Origin of the sequence: Synechococcus sp. M16.1 (genome assembly GCF_014279895.1) — a bacterium.
Lineage (GTDB): Bacteria > Cyanobacteriota > Cyanobacteriia > PCC-6307 > Cyanobiaceae > Parasynechococcus.
Genome location: NZ_CP047954.1, coordinates 1620935 through 1636554, shown reverse-complemented (window position 1 = coordinate 1636554; position 15620 = coordinate 1620935). Strand labels below are relative to the sequence as shown.

Genomic DNA, 15620 nt, shown 5'->3' with positions numbered 1-15620 from the left:
AAGTTCGAAAACGCAGTCCCGACAGGGAAAGTGGGCGATACTGGATTTGAACCAGTGACTCCTACAATGTCAATGTAGTGCTCTACCCCTGAGCTAATCGCCCGACATCGATCATTTGAAATCTCGTGATTTCGTCGACCGAGGCTGAACAGTAGCAGTTGGTGGGCAGCTCAACTCAACTGCGGCGCAGTTCAACGCGCCAGCGCTCCCGTTTGGTGCGCGTGAGCGAGAGCACCTCCACCGAGCCGCGATCCTGCAGCTGCAGCCGGTCGCCTACCACCAGTTCACGGCTCGCTTGACGCACGTTGCCCCAGTTGAGCCGTAGGCGCCCAGCTTTGACGTGGGTCACGATCTTGGCTCGGGACAGCCCGAATCCAGCCGATGCAATCGCATCCAGGCGACAGGAGGCTTCCACCGTCTGCAGGGTGCGGACGCTGCGTTGCACAGGCTGCTGCAACTGCTCCACGGGACGAGATTCGCAGCGAATCTCCACCTCGCGCACGGCACCCAGGCGGCCATGCAGTGTTTCGGCAGCACTGGGGGTGCAGATCCCTTGCCCGCCGCGATCGCCGCGCACCCAGAGATCGCCGATGTGGTCTGCGTCGACGCCCATGGCCTTCAACGCTTCGCGCAGGTCCTCGGGGGAAAGGGGGTCGAAGAGGAAATTGCCTTCAATCAGCAGGCCTTGAACCGGGGCTGCTGGATCAGGGCTGTCGTCGCGACGGTGGCAGAGCAGCCGTTGGCGTTCGGCGCCTGGATAGCCGCCATCACTGATCCAGGTCAATTCACTGAGGCTGCCCAGGCGTGCCAAGGCTTCCTCCCGCAGCGGTGCGCTGAGAAAGGGACTCCAGGCCGGTTGCCAGGTGCGCAACACCTGCTCCGCGAGATCGACCAGCACCGTCAGCTCTTCCGGGTTCTGGGCCCCCGCCAGCAGCTCCTCCCGGGGCAGCATCACAGGTCGTCGAGGCGAACCACCTGCTGCGGCCGCGACTTTTGAATCACCTGCCAGGGGGCTTCGATGCCATTAGGTGTTTCCAGCAGCACCAGCCAGCGTCCTTCGTCGCGGCGGTTGCGCAGGATCCGCACGCCTGCATCGTTGTCTGAATCCACGCTGGCAGCTGCGGCGTAGCTCCCCATCAGACCGGAGCCCATGCCCAGCAGGCCGCCGATCAGGGTTTCGCCCCAGGGGCCAAAGCTGGCGAAGGTGGTGAGGGTGGTGATCTTGGTGAAGGTGACCCCTGCCAGGAAACCGAAGGGCATCAGCCAGCGGGCCATGCCTCGCTGCCGCTGTTGGCGCGTGAGGTTGGGGTTCAGCAGGGCAACCTTGTCGATGGCATCCCCATCAGGGGGGATGGTCAGACACTTCAGCAGCGGCAGATCGGTGTCCCGGAGCCGCTGGGTCAGGCCTTCTGCCGCAGGGGCATCGGCCATCACCATCACACAGACGGGCATGGGGCATTCAGATCCAATGCGCTGAATTCTGAACCCTGTGCTTAGAAGTGGAGGGGTTGGTGGATGTCGATCTCTACAGTTCACCGCGGCAGTTCTGCGCCTTTCGATGACGAAAGTTCTTGTCTCCGATCCGATCGACCAGGCCGGGATCGACATCCTTGGCCAAGTGGCGCAGGTGGATCAGCGCACCGGCCTCTCGGAGGAGGAGCTGATCGGGATCATCGGTGAGTACGACGGGTTGATGATCCGTTCCGGCACCCAGGTGACCGCAGCGGTGATCGCGGCGGCGGGCCGGCTCAAGATCATTGGCCGCGCCGGCGTCGGCGTCGACAACGTTGATGTGCCTGCCGCCACCCAGCGGGGTGTGCTGGTGGTGAACTCGCCGGAGGGCAACACCATCGCTGCAGCGGAGCACGCTCTGGCGATGATGCTGACCCTCTCGCGGCACATCCCTCAGGCCCATGGCGGCATGCGGGCCGGCAAGTGGGACCGCAAGAAATACGTCGGCAACGAGCTCTACAAGAAGACCCTGGGGGTGGTCGGTCTCGGCAAGATCGGATCCCACGTCTCCCGGGTTGCCCAGGCCATGGGCATGGAGGTGATCGCCTACGACCCCTTCATTGCCGCTGACCGGGCTCAACGGATGCAGGTGAAGCTGCTGGAGCTGGATGAGCTGTTCCGCACCGCCGACTACGTCACCCTGCACATCCCGCGCACCAAGGACACCGAGAACCTGGTGAATGCGGAGCTGCTGCGCACGATGAAGCCCACGGCGCGGATCGTGAACTGTGCCCGCGGCGGCGTGGTGGATGAGGCGGCGATCGCTGAAGCCATCAACAACGGTGTGATCGCCGGTGCGGGCTTGGATGTGTACGCCAGTGAGCCCCTGGCGGAAGACTCCCCCCTGCGGGCGGTGGAGCGTGGTCTGGTGCTGACGCCCCACCTCGGTGCATCGACGGAAGAGGCCCAGGAGAATGTGGCGATCGATGTGGCGGAGCAGATCCGTGATGTGCTGCTGGGTCTGCCGGCCCGCAGTGCGGTCAACATTCCCGGCCTCAGCGCCGAGATCATGGAGCGGCTCAAGCCCCATCTCCAGCTCGCCGAGACGGTTGGTCTGCTCGTCAGTCAGCTGGCTGGCGGTCATGTGAAGGAGATGGAACTGCGCCTGCAAGGTGAATTCGCCAGCCATCCCTCCCAGCCTCTGGTGATTGCTGCCCTGAAGGGTCTGCTCAGCGCTGGTCTGGGTGACAGCATCAACTTCGTGAATGCCTCGCTCGAGGCCAAGGCCCGCGGCATTCAGGTGCTGGAGGTGAAAGATGAGAGCAGCCGCGACTTCGCCGGAGGCTCATTGCAAATCACCACCCGTGGTGATCAGGGCAGCCGCAGCGTCACCGGTGCCGTTTTTGCCGATGGCGATCTGCGCATCACCAGCATCGATGCCTTCCCGGTGAATGTGACCCCCAGCAGCCACATGCTGTTCACCCGGCACCGGGACATGCCCGGAATCATTGGTCACCTGGGCTCTCTGCTGGGCGAACACAACGTCAACATCGCCTCCATGCAGGTGGGCCGCAAAATCGTTCGCGGCGATGCTGTGATGGTGCTCAGCATCGATGATCCGATCCCAGCAGATCTGCTGCAGACGATCACGGCCATCGATGGCATCCAGGAAGCACACCCGGTCACGCTCTGATGTGGTGGCGTCTCACACTCCCGTGTCCTCCGGAGCTGGAGGAGTCGCTGGTGTGGAAACTGACGGATCTTGGGCTGCATCGCCATGCGGTGCAGCATGCTCCGGAAACGCCTGATCGCAAGACGCTGTTGGTCTGGCTCCCGAAGCCGGAGTGGCCGGAGCTTCAGCGGCGTGAGCTGGTCGCCAGCCTGCAGCCGCTGGCGGAGCCCTTTGGACTCAGCCTGCCCAATGGGCACTGGGACGATGTGGCCGACGAGGATTGGAGCCTCAGCTGGAAACAGCATTGGCAGGCCGATCCTGTCGGTACGGGGCTGTTGATCCTGCCGGCTTGGCTGGAGGTTCCTCCGGAGCATGCCGCTCGGCTGGTGATCAAGATGGACCCCGGCAGTGCCTTCGGCACCGGAAGTCACCCCACCACCCGGCTCTGCCTGGAGGCGTTGGAACAGTCGCCTCCGCTTGGGGCGCTTGTGGCCGATCTGGGCTGCGGCAGCGGGGTGCTGGGCCTCGCTGCGCTGGGTCTGGGCGCGGAGTCGGTGGTGGCCGCTGATACCGATTCCCTGGCGGTGCGTGCCACAACGGACAACCGCGGCCTCAACGACCGATCGGAGGCTGAGCTTCAGGTGGCTCTCGGTTCTGTGGAGACCCTGAGCGATCTGCTCGCGCCCCGCCGCGCTGATCTGCTGCTCTGCAACATCCTGGCCCCGGTGATTGAAGCCCTCTCCCCGGGTTTCGAGGGGCTGCTTCAGCCCGATGGGCGCGCTCTGCTCAGTGGGCTCCTGGTGGATCAGGCACCACGCCTGAAGGAGGTGCTGGGGGGCTTGGGCTGGTTGGTCACCGCCGAGGCGGCACAGGGCCGCTGGGGGCTGCTGGAGATCCGCCGCCGCTAGGCCTGGCCCTATAAGCCAGGCTTATCAGAGTGGGGTCTCCGATTGGTCCTCCTCCCCAGTTGCCCCGGAATCGTCAGGTTGAGCACCTATTTGAAGTAAAAATGTGGCGTTCTGCAGGACCGGGTTTTCCGGAACCCTGTACGCATTCATCAATCATGGCTTCTTACAAGGTCACCCTGGTCTCCGAGAGCGAAGGTCTGAACAAGACCATCGAAGTGCCCGACGACCAGTACATCCTCGACGCTGCTGAAGAGCAGGGCATCGACCTCCCCTACTCCTGCCGCGCTGGCGCTTGCTCCACCTGCGCCGGCAAGATCACCGCTGGCACCGTCGACCAGTCCGACCAGAGCTTCCTGGACGACGACCAGATCGAAGCTGGTTTCGTGCTGACCTGCGTCGCCTACCCCACCAGCGACTGCACCATCAAGACCCACGCCGAAGAAGAGCTCTATTGAGCCTCTGTCCTTCAACTGGACGTGTCTTCAACCACCCCTTCGGGGGTGGTTTTTTTTGGTCTGGTCGTCTTCCATGCGTGTCCCTTGTCTTCTCCTGCCGTGAGCCGCCCCGAAGTCGACGATCTTCTGGAGCCCGGCAGCGTTCACACCAGCCCCGGCGGTCAGTACAGCTTCCGCGTCATCGGGCCCTGTTGCCGGTTGTTTGATCGCGAAGAACTGCCCTGGCCCTGCTGTCGTCTGGCCTGGCGCAGCAAGGAGCCGAGCTGGCGACGGATCGGACGGCGGTTTGTGCCCGACCTGGCGGCCCGGCGTTGCCCCTCCTACGCCGTGGAACTGCTGCAGCCGGGAGGACGACCCACACCCACAGTGCTGACCCTGTTCTCCGTTCGTTTCAGCCGGGATCTGCAGGAGTGGTGGTACAGCCGCCATCCCAGCTCCATGGCCCCTGAGCAGGTGAGTCCCCAACAAAAAGCCCCGACGACCTGAGGCCGCCGGGGACGAACGATTTTGATTGGAGTTGATCGGCAGAAGCTGATCAGAAGTAGATCTTTCCACCACCCCAGGCGCTGCCCTGGACTTTGGGCGACACCAGGATGTAGCCAGCCATCAGGCGCAGGTCCTCATCATCGAGATCGCGCATGGCGGGGTAGAGCTCAGCGTCGCGCATGCTCGGGTGCAGGTCGGCAATGCTGTACTCACCGTCGTAGGAGGTGGGGTCCTTCATGTAGTCGACCAGGGCCTCAACGTTGTCGCGGGCCGGGGTGGCCAGGGCCAGGGTCTCAGGATCCAAGCCCACGTTGTGGTTGGTCTTGGTGATGCCGCCGGCGTGGCAGGTGCCGCAGCTGGTGTTGAACACCTTGCGGCCAGCATCGATTTCACGATCGCTGAAGGTCACCTCTGTGCCGGAGGGATCTGCCGGAACCGTCAGGGTCTCAGCGTCCCACTGGGCCGCCTGAGCCGGAGAGATAACGGCCAAACCGATCAGCACCGGGATGAGGACCAGAAGGCCCTTCAGGGACCGTCGCAAGGAAGAGAACACAGAGGCCATGAAGGTAAGGGGGTGTGACGCATTCACCGCACCAAGCTCTTGTATCACGGGGAAGTGACCCTCTGTGGCCGGATCACGAACTGTTGCAGCGTGGTTTGACGTCAATGCTGAGGAAGTCCTTGGCCAGCAGCGTGTTCGGGAAGATCGCCTTGGCCTCGTCCAACAGGTCTTGGGGCGTGACCGGGTTGCCCGGCACGTAGCGCGGGCTGAGGTGGGTGAGCACCAGCTGCCCCACACCCGCTTCGGCGGCCGTCTGGGCAGCCATGGTGCTGGTGGAGTGCTGTTTCTGGAACGCCATCTCTGCCTCGCCATGGGCAAAGGTGGATTCATGGATCAGCAGATCCGCGCCGCGCGCAAGCTCCACGGCCGCTTCGCAGAACACCGTGTCGGTGCAATAGACGACGCTCACACCGGGCCGTTCCTCACCGCAGAGGCTGGTGCCGTCGATCCTGCGACCGTCCTCCAGGGTCACCGTTTCACCCCGCTTCAACCGGGCGTATACGGGGCCGGGGGGGATGTTCAGTTCCCGTGCTTTCTCAATGTCGAAGCGACCGGCCAGGGGCTTCTGTTCGATGCGATAGGCGTAGGCCGGCACGCGGTGGGTGAGCGGGGTGCAGCGCACCGTGAAGTCGTCGTCCTCGAACAGCAGCGTGCCCTGCTCGGCTGCATCCCGGACCCTGTGGACAGCGAGGGGATAGCCGATCCGGGTGGAGCTGGTGCGCAACACACCATTCAGGTAACTCTCCAGCGGGTCCGGCCCGTAGAGATCCACCCCTGCGGCGCTGCTGCCGGCGAGCCCGAGGCTGGCCAGCAGACCAGGCAGGCCGAACACGTGGTCGCCATGCATGTGGGTGATGAACACCCTGCGCAGCTGCGAGAGCCGCAGATCACTGCGTAAAAACTGATGTTGGGTTCCCTCGCCGCAGTCGAACAGCCACATCTCCGAGCGCTGCGGCAAGCGCAGAGCCACGGCTGAAACGTTGCGGGCCCGGGTGGGTACCCCAGAACTCGTACCGAGAAATGTGACCTGCAAGGCCGGTGCTCCTCAGGACTCATGCTGCCATCTGGCTGAACCCAGGAACAGGCGGCACACTGGGGCGCCTATTGATCTCCAGCGTGCGCCGCGCCTCCGTTGCCGTCGGTCTGGTGCTCGTCGCTGTGATCGCTCCATCACCGGTGGCGCTGGCCCGCGGCCGCGAGCCGCAGATGCGCGTGCTGTTGCAGGAGAGCAACCGGGTCAGCCTGCGCTCCGATGGTGCACTGCCGCTGCGGGTGCAGGGACTCCCCGGCGGCGAGCGACGGCCACAGCGGCTGCAGCTCAGCCTTCAAGGGGCCCGCCTGCGCGCCACCGTGGATGGCCGATCGATGCGGCTGGCCCCCAGCACCCTGGTGACGGTGCAGAACGACGATCCACGGGGCATCTGGGTGGGAGGGCGTCGCTACCGGGGTGTGCTGCGCGTCAGCGGCCGCGGCGGCACCTTGCGGGTGGTCAACAGCCTGGGCGTTGAGACCTATCTCGCCAGTGTTGTCGGCAGCGAAATGCCCCACCGCTGGCCCCTGGCTGCCCTGCAGGCCCAGGCCGTGGCCGCGCGCACCTATGCGTTGAAACAGCGCAGCCGCGGTGGTGCCTGGGATGTGAAGGCCACGGTGGCGAGTCAGGTGTACCGCGGCGTGGAGTCGGAAACGCCGAGCACACGCAAGGCGGTGGCGAGCACCCGTTCGCTGGTGCTCGTGCACGGCGGTCGCCTGATCGATGCCGTCTTCCACAGCAGTTCTGGCGGGGTGACCGAGGCGAGTGGGATGGTCTGGCGCCGCCAGCATCCCTATCTGGTCAGCGTCCCCGATCACGATCAGCACAGCCCGGTGCACCGCTGGGAACAATGGTTTGATTCGGCCGGGCTGCGTCAGCGGCTGCCCGAAACCGGTGGGCTCCAGGACGTTGAGGTGCTGAGTCGTTCCGCCAGCGGACGGGTGCGTGAGGCCCGCTTGCGCGGGCCCCGCGGATCGCTGGTGCTCAGCGGCGGCGAGCTGCGCAAGCGGTTGGGCCTCAAAAGCACGCTGGTGAACTTTGAGATGGTGACGGGGGGGCAGCGTTCTCCCGTGGAGCTTCCGGTGCGGCGGGTGACTGCAACCTCCCGCCCGGGCTCCCGCATTGAGCGGATCACCGCATCGGTGGCCCGCCAGCGGGGAGCACGGCTGCCCCTGTTGGTGGCCCCTCCGCCGGTGCTGGTCAGCAAGACGTCGGTGCGTCGTTGGTCCGCTGGCGGACTCCAGCTGCTGGTGAAGGGCCAGGGCTATGGCCACGGCGTTGGCATGAGTCAGTGGGGAGCCCATGGTCTGGCGGAGCAGGGGGCTCACTTCCGCTCGATTCTTCGGCACTACTACCGCGGGGCTGAGGTTGTTCCCTACCAGCCGCACCACGACCCATCGCTGGCGCTGAAGCCCCCAACGAAGCCACTCTGGAGAGACATGCCGGTTTCGCCCTTTGGCACGGTTTCCCTGTCGTCTGCAACGCCATTCCAGTGACACGGATCTCTGCGCTGTGCTGGCGGCCCATCTGGAGCGTCATCTGCTCAGTTGGCAGGGGCCTGATCCCCTGAAGCCCTTGGGCCTCGCCACGGGACGCACGATGGAGCCGCTCTATCGCACCCTGGTGGAACGGCTGCTGTCGTGGTCTGCCGATGAGCTGGAGGCCCTGCGGGCCCGATGGTGCAGCTTCAATCTGGACGAATACCTCGGACTTTCGGCGGACGATCCCCGGGGCTACAGGGCCTACATGACCCACCACCTCGCTGCACCCCTGGGCTTGCCCGCCTCTGCGGTGCATCTGCCCGACAGCACTGCCGCTGACGGAGCGGTTGCTGCGCGGCGCTACGGCGAGCAGCTCAGCGGCTGCGGGGGCATCGGCCTGCAGCTTCTGGGGCTCGGCAGCAATGGTCATGTGGGTTTCAATGAGCCGCCTTGTCCCCCTGATCAGCACTGCCATGAGGTGGAGCTGACCCCTGCAACCCGGCAGCAGAACGCGGTGCTCTTCGATGGTTGCGTTGAGGCTGTGCCGCAGCGGGCCATCACCCTGGGCCTGTGGGAGATCCTCGAGGCTGCTGAGATTCATCTGGTGGTGACCGGCGCCGCCAAGGCCGGCATCCTCAAGCGGTTGTTGGACTTAAGGGAGCCGGATCCTGCGCTGCCCGCCAGCTGGCTGCTGACCCATCCCAATGTCTGGCTCTGGTGCGATGCAGCGGCTTTAGTTTGAACAGCCGAGAGCAGCGGCGATGAGCATCGACCCCGTGGAACGGCGCCTTGAGCAGAGCTTTGAGGCGGAACGCTGGACGCGCTTCATTCAGGACTGTCAGGACCTTGAGCAGTTGCGCGAGACGGCCCTGGCGTTGGTGCAGCAGCTGGCCCAGCAGAAGGCGGCCAGTGCCTGGATGGCCACCCGGGCCTCGGAATCGGAAAGCGCCAAGTTGGAGATGCTGGCGCGGATGATCCGTCAGCAACCCGATGGCGAGGAGGAGAAGGCGGCTGAGTCCCCCTGAGGGGGCCCCAGCCGCCGGCTTGGTCGGGTGTCAGTGTTCCTTTTGCCAGCGGCTCAGGTGTGCTGGCGAGAACTTGTGGCCGTGTTTGGCCCCGACCTTGACCACGCAGGAGTTGTCCTTGCCGCAGCGCTGCACCTCATCGCGGATCGAGTCGTTGCTCTGCACCCGCGACATGAACGTCTCCAGCTGTTTCATGGACATGGCGATCCTCCAGAAGGGATGTCTTCGGCCTAGCGCTGGGGTCGATCGGGGCTCAGGGCCTCAAGCTTTGGTGCGGATTTGCTGACGACAAACTTCAAGGAGGCGTCAGTCGAGCTCCAGTCCGTCGGCGAGATCGAGGTTGGCGCTGACGCTGCGCACATCGTCGAGCCCGTCGAGGGCATCCAGCAGCTTGAGGCAGCTGCGGGCGGTGTCGGGATCTTTCACAGAGACGCTGGTCTGGGCGGACCAGTGATGGCCCCATTCCCGCACATTCCAGTCAGCCCGTCGCAAGCCGTCCTGAAGGCTCTCCAAGGCCTCAAAGGGGCCGTGCACCATCAATGATTCGTCCAACAGCTCATAGCCATCGGCCTCCAGCTCCAGGAGGCTTTCCAGTAAACGTTCCTCGTCGTCGGGGCCGGCGTTGAGGATCACTTCGCTGCGGTGTTCAAACAGGTAGGCCACGCAGCCGTTTTCCCCCAGATTTCCGCCGTTCTTGCTGAAGGCCAGCCGCAGATCCGCCGCGGTGCGGTTGCGGTTGTCCGTGAGCGCTTCCACCAGCACCGCCATGCCGCCGGGGCCGTAGCCCTCGTAGCGCACCTCCTCGAGTTGGGCTCCATCACCGGCCTGACCTGACCCCTTGGCGATGGCCCGCTCGATGTTGGAGGCGGGCACCCCAGCGGCCCGGGCTTTGCTGATGGCCGTCCGCAACTGAAAATTCCCGGCGGGATCGGCCCCGGCACGGGCCGCCACCATGATTTCTCGCCCCAGCCGGGTGAACACCGCACCACGTTTGGCGTCGACGACGGCCTTGGTGCGTTTGATCTGGGACCATTTGCTGTGGCCAGCCATCGCGTCAGGGCAGGGCAGGATGCGCTCGGAGAGTACTGAGCGACCGGTTGGTTTCAGCCTGCTGCATCGAAGACCACCTTGGGTCGCAGCAGACCTTCGCCCTCGCGGTGGCCGATGCCGGCCATGCTTCCATCCGCATTGCACACCACCACCGCCTCTCCAGGCCCTGGATCCATCGCGATGCGTCGGCCGCAGCGCCAGTCGATCTGCTCGGCTTCGCTGAGATCACGCCGGGGCAGGGCCCCCAGGGCCAGCAGCGGCGAGAGGGGATCGGGCGGCACAGCGTCTCGCTCCGGCAGGGGATGGGCCTGATGCGCATGGAACCCCAGGGCTTGCGTGCGGCGCAGGGAGGCCAGACAACCTCCGCAGCCAATGCGGTCCCCCAGATCCCTGGCGATCGAGCGGATGTAGGTGCCGGCGGAACAGTGCACCTCGATGCTCAGCTGCCCCAGGGCCGCATCCCAATCCAACAGCTCCAGCCGGTGCACGGTGACGGCCCGTGGCGGCAGATCCATCGCTTCACCGCGCCGTGCCCTGGCGTGGGCCCGTTCGCCATCCACATGCACGGCGGAGACCTGCGGAGGACGCTGTTCAATCGCGCCCCGGAACGCCTCCAAGCTGCTGTTGAGCTCGGCTTCACGAAGGGATGGCCAGGCCTGCTGCTCCAGCAGCTCTCCTTCCAGATCGTCGCTGCTGGTGCGCCGGCCCAGTTGAATCATCCCGGTATAGGTCTTCTCCCCGGGGAGGTAGGGCAGCAATCGGGTCGCGGGCCCTAGGGCAATGGGGAGAACCCCGGTGACGGCAGGATCAAGGGTGCCGCCATGGCCCACGCGCTTGAGGCCATAGCTGCGGCGCAGTCGGCTGACGCAGGCGTGGGAGGTGAGGCCTGCGGGCTTGTCGATCACTACGAAGCCGAAGGGGCCGTTCACCGGGGCTCGAGCGGGGTGCCCTGACTGTTGCATTCCGCCGGCTGCGTAGGTTGGCCGCTCCCTGATGCCCATCCATGCCCCAGCTCCGCAGCAGCACGGACGTGGACGTCTCCGCTTTCCTGGCGGACGGTTTGGGCATCAAGCAACACCTCAGTCGCTACCTCGACCTGACGCTGGATCAGCTTGAGCAGCGTCTGCCCAGCAGCACCGACGACCTGGCGGATCTGCATCCCGGTGCGTTCCGGCCGGAGGACGCCACCGCCTTCTATGAGGACACGGTGGGCACGGGACACCTGCTGGAGCTGGCGGCCTGGCACCTCTCCAGTGCGGACTACATCGCCGACACGCTGCGGCTGCAGGGCATGGCGGTGCAGGGCCAGGTGCTGGATTTCGGCGGTGGCATCGGCACCCACGCCCTATCAGCGGCGGCGCTGCCGGAGGTCGATCACGTCTGGTTTGTCGACCTCAATCCCCACAACCAGGCTTTTGTTCAGCAACGGGCGCAAAGCCTGGGGCTGGCGGACAAGCTCTCGGTGCATCGCGACCTCAGCAGCACGGGCGATGTTCGTTTCGATGCGGTGGTCTGCCTCGATGTGCTGGAACACCTGCCGGATCCCTCGGCGCAGTTGCTGGAGTTTCACCAGCGGATGGCCCCCGGGGCCATCGCGCTTCTGAACTGGTACTTCTTCAAAGGCCATCAGGGCGAGTACCCCTTCCATTTCGATGATCCGGCCCTGGTGGATGGGTTTTTCCGCACCCTGCAGGCTCAGTTCCTGGAGGTGTTTCACCCCCTGTTGATCACGGCTCGGCTCTACCGGCGTTCCTGAGGCTGCTGCAACACAAGTTGCCAACAAAAAAGCCCCGGTGCCAGCTGGCATCGGGGCTTTGGATTGACGTTGGCCTTGAAACTCAGACCGCTGCAGTGATGTTGATGCGCTTGCGGTTGCGCAGGCCGCGGCGGATCGATTCGAACTTCACGATGCCGTCGGTGAGGGCAAACAGGGTGTCGTCCTTGCCTTTGCCGACATTGACGCCGGGCAGAACGGAGGTGCCGCGCTGGCGGATCAGGATGGAACCGGCGGTAACGGTTTCGCCGCCGTAGGCCTTCACACCAAGGCGTTTGGCGTTTGAGTCGCGGCCGTTACGGGTTGAGCCTGTGCCTTTTTTATGTGCCATGAGAAGAGATGCTGGTGGGGCGGTTGATGGAGCGAGGGGGAGAGGTCAGCTGATGGCCTTGCCGCCCACGGAGATGGACTCAACCATCACCCGGGTGAGTTCCTGCCGGTGACCATTCTTGCGGCGGGTCTTCTTTTTGGGGCGCATCTTGTAAACGATCACCTTGGGTCCACGGCGATGGGCCATCACCTTCAGGGACACGGTGGCGTCCTTGACGTAGGGCTGGCCGAGGGTGGTGCCCTTGCCGTCCTTCACCAAGAGAACGTTCTCAAGCTTGATGGTGTCATCCACCTCAGCTTGAAGCCGATCGATGTCGTAGTAGCGGTTGGGCTGCAGCCAGATCTGGGTGCCCGACGCCTCAACGATGGCGTAGGTCCCGCTCTGTTCCGCGGCTGGTTTGGTGTCGGCCATAAGGTGAAAAGACGCGTTCAGGCTCGGCGAACCGATTCAGGCCTGAGCCGCAATCGAAAGACAAACCAAGATCTTCGTCTCTGACGCGCCCCATCGTCAAGATTCAGATACCTCGACGCTGCGGATGCCCGGATGGCCAGGCCGGCCCTCACTGTTGCTCTCGTGCTGGCCAGCCCAGCCCTGGTGGAAGCCTGCCGCCCCTGGCTGCCGGCCAACCGTTATGAGTCTGTTGTTCTGACGGTTGATCCTGGGGAGACCCTGGCGGCTGTTCTCGGACCCCGGCAGGACGACTTCGACGCTGTGGTGCTCGAGCAGAGCCTGCTCGATGCTTCAGCCAAGGAGCAACTGCTGGCGGCGGGTCTGCTCTTCCCTGCCGTGATCGTTGGGGAGGTGAAGGGGCAGGTGGATTACCACCCCGAGGAGTTGCATCTGCCCGACGACCAGCTGGCCCAGCTGGGATACAACGTGGATGCGGCCATTTCGCGTTTTCTGCGCCAGGGTCGTGCCGACGGACGCACGGACGACAGCAGCTCCTCCTCCCGCGCCGTCAGCAACCTCTCCGATCGCCTGCAGGAGCGACTCGGCTACCTAGGGGTCTTCTACAAGCGGGACCCATCCCGCTTCCTGGGCAGCCTGCCGCCTGAAGAACGCCGGGATCTGCTGCTGTCTCTCCAACGCACCTACCGGGATCTGCTGGCGAGCTACTTCAGTGATCCGGCCACGGCGAATCAGGCCCTGGAAAGCTTCGTCAACACCGCTTTTTTCAGTGATCTACCGATCACCCGCACCGTTGAGATCCACGTGGATTTGATCGACGAATTCTGGAAACAACTGAGTTTGGAGGGCCACAAACATGACTTTCTTCAGGATTACCGCCTTGCGCTTCTCGACGTGATGGCGCATCTGTGTGAGATGTACCGGCGCTCCATTCCGCCGGATCTTCCTCTGTCGGGCACGGCCTCCAGCCGTGTACGTCGCCCGATGGATCAGCTCGATGCCTCGGAGGAGTCGTCATGAGTCCCCGCAAGACCTACATCCTCAAGCTCTACGTTGCGGGCAACACGCCCAATTCGATGCGGGCGCTGAAAACGCTGCGCAACATCCTCGAGACCGAATTCCGGGGGGTGTATGCCCTCAAGGTGATTGACGTGCTCAAAAATCCGCAACTGGCGGAGGAAGACAAGATCCTGGCAACGCCAACGTTGTCCAAGATTCTTCCCCCGCCGGTGCGGCGCATCATCGGTGACCTCTCCGATCGGGAGCGCGTGCTGATCGGCCTGGATCTGCTCTACGACGAGTTGTCCGATACGTCGCTCAATTCGAGCTTGATCGACGCGGTCGATGAGGAGACCGACACGACGATTTCTTCAGATCCTTAAGCGACATGGTGCGCTCCAGCACGGTTCATCTCGCGCTCACTACGGTCAAGTCATAGGTCTTTTCTATGCAGTTCCCTCCGACCAGCGGTCAGCCTCAGATGCAGGTGCAAAAGCTCCCGACGGGGATCGAGGGCTTTGATGATGTGTGCCAGGGCGGCCTACCGATCGGCCGCAGCACACTGATCAGCGGCACGTCCGGCACCGGCAAGACGGTGTTCTCGCTGCACTTCCTCCACAACGGCATCAAGGATTTCGACGAACCTGGCATCTTCGTCACCTTCGAGGAATCGCCCCTCGACATCCTGCGCAACTCCGCCAGTTTCGGCTGGAACCTGCAGGAGATGGTCGAGCAGGACAAACTCTTCATTCTTGATGCCTCGCCAGATCCCGACGGCCAGGACGTGGCTGGCAGCTTTGATCTCTCGGGTCTGATCGAGCGGATCAACTACGCCATCCGCAAGTACAAGGCCAAGCGCGTCGCCATCGACTCGATCACGGCGGTGTTCCAGCAGTACGACGCTGTGTTCGTGGTGCGCCGTGAGATCTTTCGGCTGATTGCAAGGCTCAAGGAAATCGGCGTCACCACGGTGATGACCACCGAACGAATTGACGAGTACGGCCCGATTGCCCGCTACGGCGTTGAGGAATTCGTCTCCGACAACGTGGTGATTCTGCGCAACGTGCTCGAGGGAGAGCGGCGTCGGCGCACCCTGGAGATTCTCAAGCTGCGGGGCACCACCCACATGAAGGGCGAGTTCCCCTTCACCATGGGAACCCACGGCATCAGCATCTTCCCGCTCGGGGCCATGCGCCTCACCCAGCGGTCATCCAACGTCCGGGTCAGTTCCGGCGTGCCGCGCCTGGACGACATGTGCGGCGGAGGTTTCTTCAAGGACTCGATCATCCTCGCCACCGGTGCCACCGGAACGGGCAAGACGATGCTCGTCTCCAAATTCATCGAAGACGCCTGCCGCAACAAGGAACGCGCGATCCTGTTTGCCTATGAGGAATCGCGGGCTCAGCTGCTGCGCAACGGCACCAGCTGGGGCATCGACTTCGAGCAGATGGAGCAGGACGGGCTGCTCAAGATCATTTGCGCCTATCCCGAATCAACGGGCCTTGAGGATCACCTGCAGATCATCAAGACGGAGATCAGCCAGTTCAAACCGTCGCGGATGGCGATCGATTCCCTCTCCGCCCTCGCCCGCGGTGTGAGCCATAACGCCTTCCGTCAGTTCGTGATCGGCGTGACCGGTTACGCCAAGCAGGAAGAGATCGCCGGCTTCTTCACGAACACCTCCGAGGAGTTCATGGGCAGCCATTCGATCACCGACTCCCACATCTCCACGATCACCGACACGATCCTGTTGCTGCAGTACGTGGAGATCCGCGGGGAGATGGCCCGCGCCCTGAACGTGTTCAAGATGCGCGGTTCATGGCACGACAAGGGCATCCGCGAATTTGTGATCACGGGCAATGGCCCTCAGATCAAGGATTCCTTCTCCAACTTCGAGCGGATCATTTCCGGTGTGCCCCATCGGGTCACCACCGATGAGCGCAGCGAGTTGTCGCGCATCGCCCGCGGCGTCTCCACCGAGGACTGA

The 15620-nt window shown here is 64.0% G+C and carries 20 protein-coding genes and 1 tRNA gene; 11 read left to right on the top strand and 10 right to left on the bottom strand.

The window, feature by feature from the left end; translation table 11 throughout:
• Window positions 1-31: 31 nt before the first annotated feature.
• From SynM161_RS09470 to SynM161_RS09460, 3 genes are all read right to left on the bottom strand, one after another.
• Window positions 32-103 (bottom strand) — tRNA-Val (locus tag SynM161_RS09470).
• Between the two features lie 72 nt (window positions 104-175).
• Window positions 176-952 carry a photosystem II S4 domain protein gene (locus SynM161_RS09465; RefSeq protein WP_186541045.1) on the bottom strand — a complete coding sequence of 259 codons (777 nt, stop codon included), beginning with the start codon at window positions 950-952 and terminating at the stop codon, window positions 176-178.
• Window positions 952-1452: a hypothetical protein gene (locus SynM161_RS09460; protein ID WP_114989480.1), complete on the bottom strand. Its 501-nt coding sequence runs from the start codon at window positions 1450-1452 to the stop codon at window positions 952-954. Before SynM161_RS09460 ends, SynM161_RS09465 begins: the two co-directional genes overlap by 1 nt.
• A 106-nt stretch (window positions 1453-1558) precedes the next feature.
• Between SynM161_RS09460 and serA the strand changes: the two genes are divergently transcribed.
• The 4 genes from serA (at window position 1559) to SynM161_RS09440 (ending at window position 4973) form a co-directional block, all read left to right on the top strand.
• Window positions 1559-3145, top strand: a complete 1587-nt coding sequence (gene serA / locus SynM161_RS09455; RefSeq protein ID WP_186541044.1) for a phosphoglycerate dehydrogenase — start codon at window positions 1559-1561, stop codon at window positions 3143-3145.
• Window positions 3145-4032, top strand: coding sequence for a 50S ribosomal protein L11 methyltransferase (gene prmA / locus SynM161_RS09450; RefSeq protein ID WP_186541043.1), 888 nt, complete (start codon window positions 3145-3147; stop codon window positions 4030-4032). The genes serA and prmA overlap by 1 nt, the downstream gene beginning before the upstream one ends.
• 155 nt (window positions 4033-4187) lie before the next feature.
• Complete coding sequence (locus SynM161_RS09445) at window positions 4188-4487, top strand: ferredoxin (protein WP_006043345.1); 300 nt, start codon at window positions 4188-4190, stop codon at window positions 4485-4487.
• Window positions 4488-4586: 99 nt separating this feature from the next.
• The gene (locus SynM161_RS09440) at window positions 4587-4973 is read left to right on the top strand and encodes a hypothetical protein (protein ID WP_115010139.1); all 387 of its coding nucleotides are present in this window, start codon (window positions 4587-4589) and stop codon (window positions 4971-4973) included.
• 49 nt (window positions 4974-5022) lie between these two features.
• Here the strand turns inward: SynM161_RS09440 and psbV are convergent, their stop codons facing one another.
• Window positions 5023-5535, bottom strand: a complete 513-nt coding sequence (gene psbV / locus SynM161_RS09435) for a photosystem II cytochrome c-550 (protein ID WP_222929014.1) — start codon at window positions 5533-5535, stop codon at window positions 5023-5025.
• A 73-nt stretch (window positions 5536-5608) separates the two neighbouring features.
• On the bottom strand, window positions 5609-6568 hold the full coding sequence (locus tag SynM161_RS09430; protein ID WP_186541041.1) for a ribonuclease Z: 960 nt from the start codon (window positions 6566-6568) through the stop codon (window positions 5609-5611).
• A 5-nt stretch (window positions 6569-6573) separates the two neighbouring features.
• Here SynM161_RS09430 and SynM161_RS09425 point away from each other — a divergent pair, with 5 nt between their 5' ends.
• Genes SynM161_RS09425 through SynM161_RS09415 form a run of 3 tightly spaced genes read left to right on the top strand, consistent with a single transcriptional unit; the run spans window position 6574 to window position 9071 of the window.
• Entirely contained in the window at window positions 6574-8061 is a 1488-nt protein-coding gene (locus SynM161_RS09425; RefSeq protein ID WP_186541040.1) for a SpoIID/LytB domain-containing protein, read from the top strand.
• Window positions 8062-8077: 16 nt separating this feature from the next.
• Window positions 8078-8788: a glucosamine-6-phosphate deaminase gene (locus SynM161_RS09420; protein WP_186542637.1), complete on the top strand. Its 711-nt coding sequence runs from the start codon at window positions 8078-8080 to the stop codon at window positions 8786-8788.
• Window positions 8789-8807: 19 nt separating this feature from the next.
• Window positions 8808-9071 carry a hypothetical protein gene (locus tag SynM161_RS09415; protein ID WP_186541039.1) on the top strand — a complete coding sequence of 88 codons (264 nt, stop codon included), beginning with the start codon at window positions 8808-8810 and terminating at the stop codon, window positions 9069-9071.
• 30 nt (window positions 9072-9101) lie between these two features.
• Here the strand turns inward: SynM161_RS09415 and SynM161_RS09410 are convergent, their stop codons facing one another.
• The 3 genes from SynM161_RS09410 to truB all read right to left on the bottom strand — a co-directional run bounded on the left by SynM161_RS09410 (window position 9102) and on the right by truB (window position 11083).
• Complete coding sequence (locus SynM161_RS09410; RefSeq protein ID WP_071823080.1) at window positions 9102-9272, bottom strand: Nif11 family protein; 171 nt, start codon at window positions 9270-9272, stop codon at window positions 9102-9104.
• 105 nt (window positions 9273-9377) lie between these two features.
• Window positions 9378-10121 (bottom strand): YebC/PmpR family DNA-binding transcriptional regulator, encoded by a 744-nt coding sequence (locus SynM161_RS09405; protein ID WP_186541037.1) that lies wholly within the window; start codon window positions 10119-10121, stop codon window positions 9378-9380.
• 53 nt (window positions 10122-10174) lie between these two features.
• Window positions 10175-11083, bottom strand: a complete 909-nt coding sequence (truB, locus tag SynM161_RS09400; RefSeq protein WP_186541036.1) for a tRNA pseudouridine(55) synthase TruB — start codon at window positions 11081-11083, stop codon at window positions 10175-10177.
• A 41-nt stretch (window positions 11084-11124) separates the two neighbouring features.
• Between truB and SynM161_RS09395 the strand changes: the two genes are divergently transcribed.
• Window positions 11125-11877 (top strand): bifunctional 2-polyprenyl-6-hydroxyphenol methylase/3-demethylubiquinol 3-O-methyltransferase UbiG, encoded by a 753-nt coding sequence (locus SynM161_RS09395; protein ID WP_186541035.1) that lies wholly within the window; start codon window positions 11125-11127, stop codon window positions 11875-11877.
• An 82-nt stretch (window positions 11878-11959) separates the two neighbouring features.
• On the opposite strand, the gene rpmA is transcribed toward SynM161_RS09395, so the two are convergent.
• Entirely contained in the window at window positions 11960-12226 is a 267-nt protein-coding gene (gene rpmA, locus SynM161_RS09390; protein WP_114989469.1) for a 50S ribosomal protein L27, read from the bottom strand.
• A 45-nt stretch (window positions 12227-12271) separates the two neighbouring features.
• Entirely contained in the window at window positions 12272-12637 is a 366-nt protein-coding gene (rplU, locus tag SynM161_RS09385) for a 50S ribosomal protein L21 (RefSeq protein ID WP_011365073.1), read from the bottom strand.
• A gap of 132 nt (window positions 12638-12769) precedes the next feature.
• Here rplU and SynM161_RS09380 point away from each other — a divergent pair, with 132 nt between their 5' ends.
• From SynM161_RS09380 to kaiC, 3 genes are all read left to right on the top strand, one after another.
• Window positions 12770-13654 (top strand): circadian clock protein KaiA, encoded by an 885-nt coding sequence (locus SynM161_RS09380; RefSeq protein WP_115161641.1) that lies wholly within the window; start codon window positions 12770-12772, stop codon window positions 13652-13654.
• Window positions 13651-14016, top strand: a complete 366-nt coding sequence (gene kaiB, locus SynM161_RS09375; RefSeq protein WP_006850278.1) for a circadian clock protein KaiB — start codon at window positions 13651-13653, stop codon at window positions 14014-14016. Before SynM161_RS09380 ends, kaiB begins: the two co-directional genes overlap by 4 nt.
• A gap of 65 nt (window positions 14017-14081) precedes the next feature.
• A complete protein-coding gene (gene kaiC / locus SynM161_RS09370) occupies window positions 14082-15620 on the top strand; it encodes a circadian clock protein KaiC (RefSeq protein ID WP_186541034.1) in 1539 nt (512 codons plus the stop codon).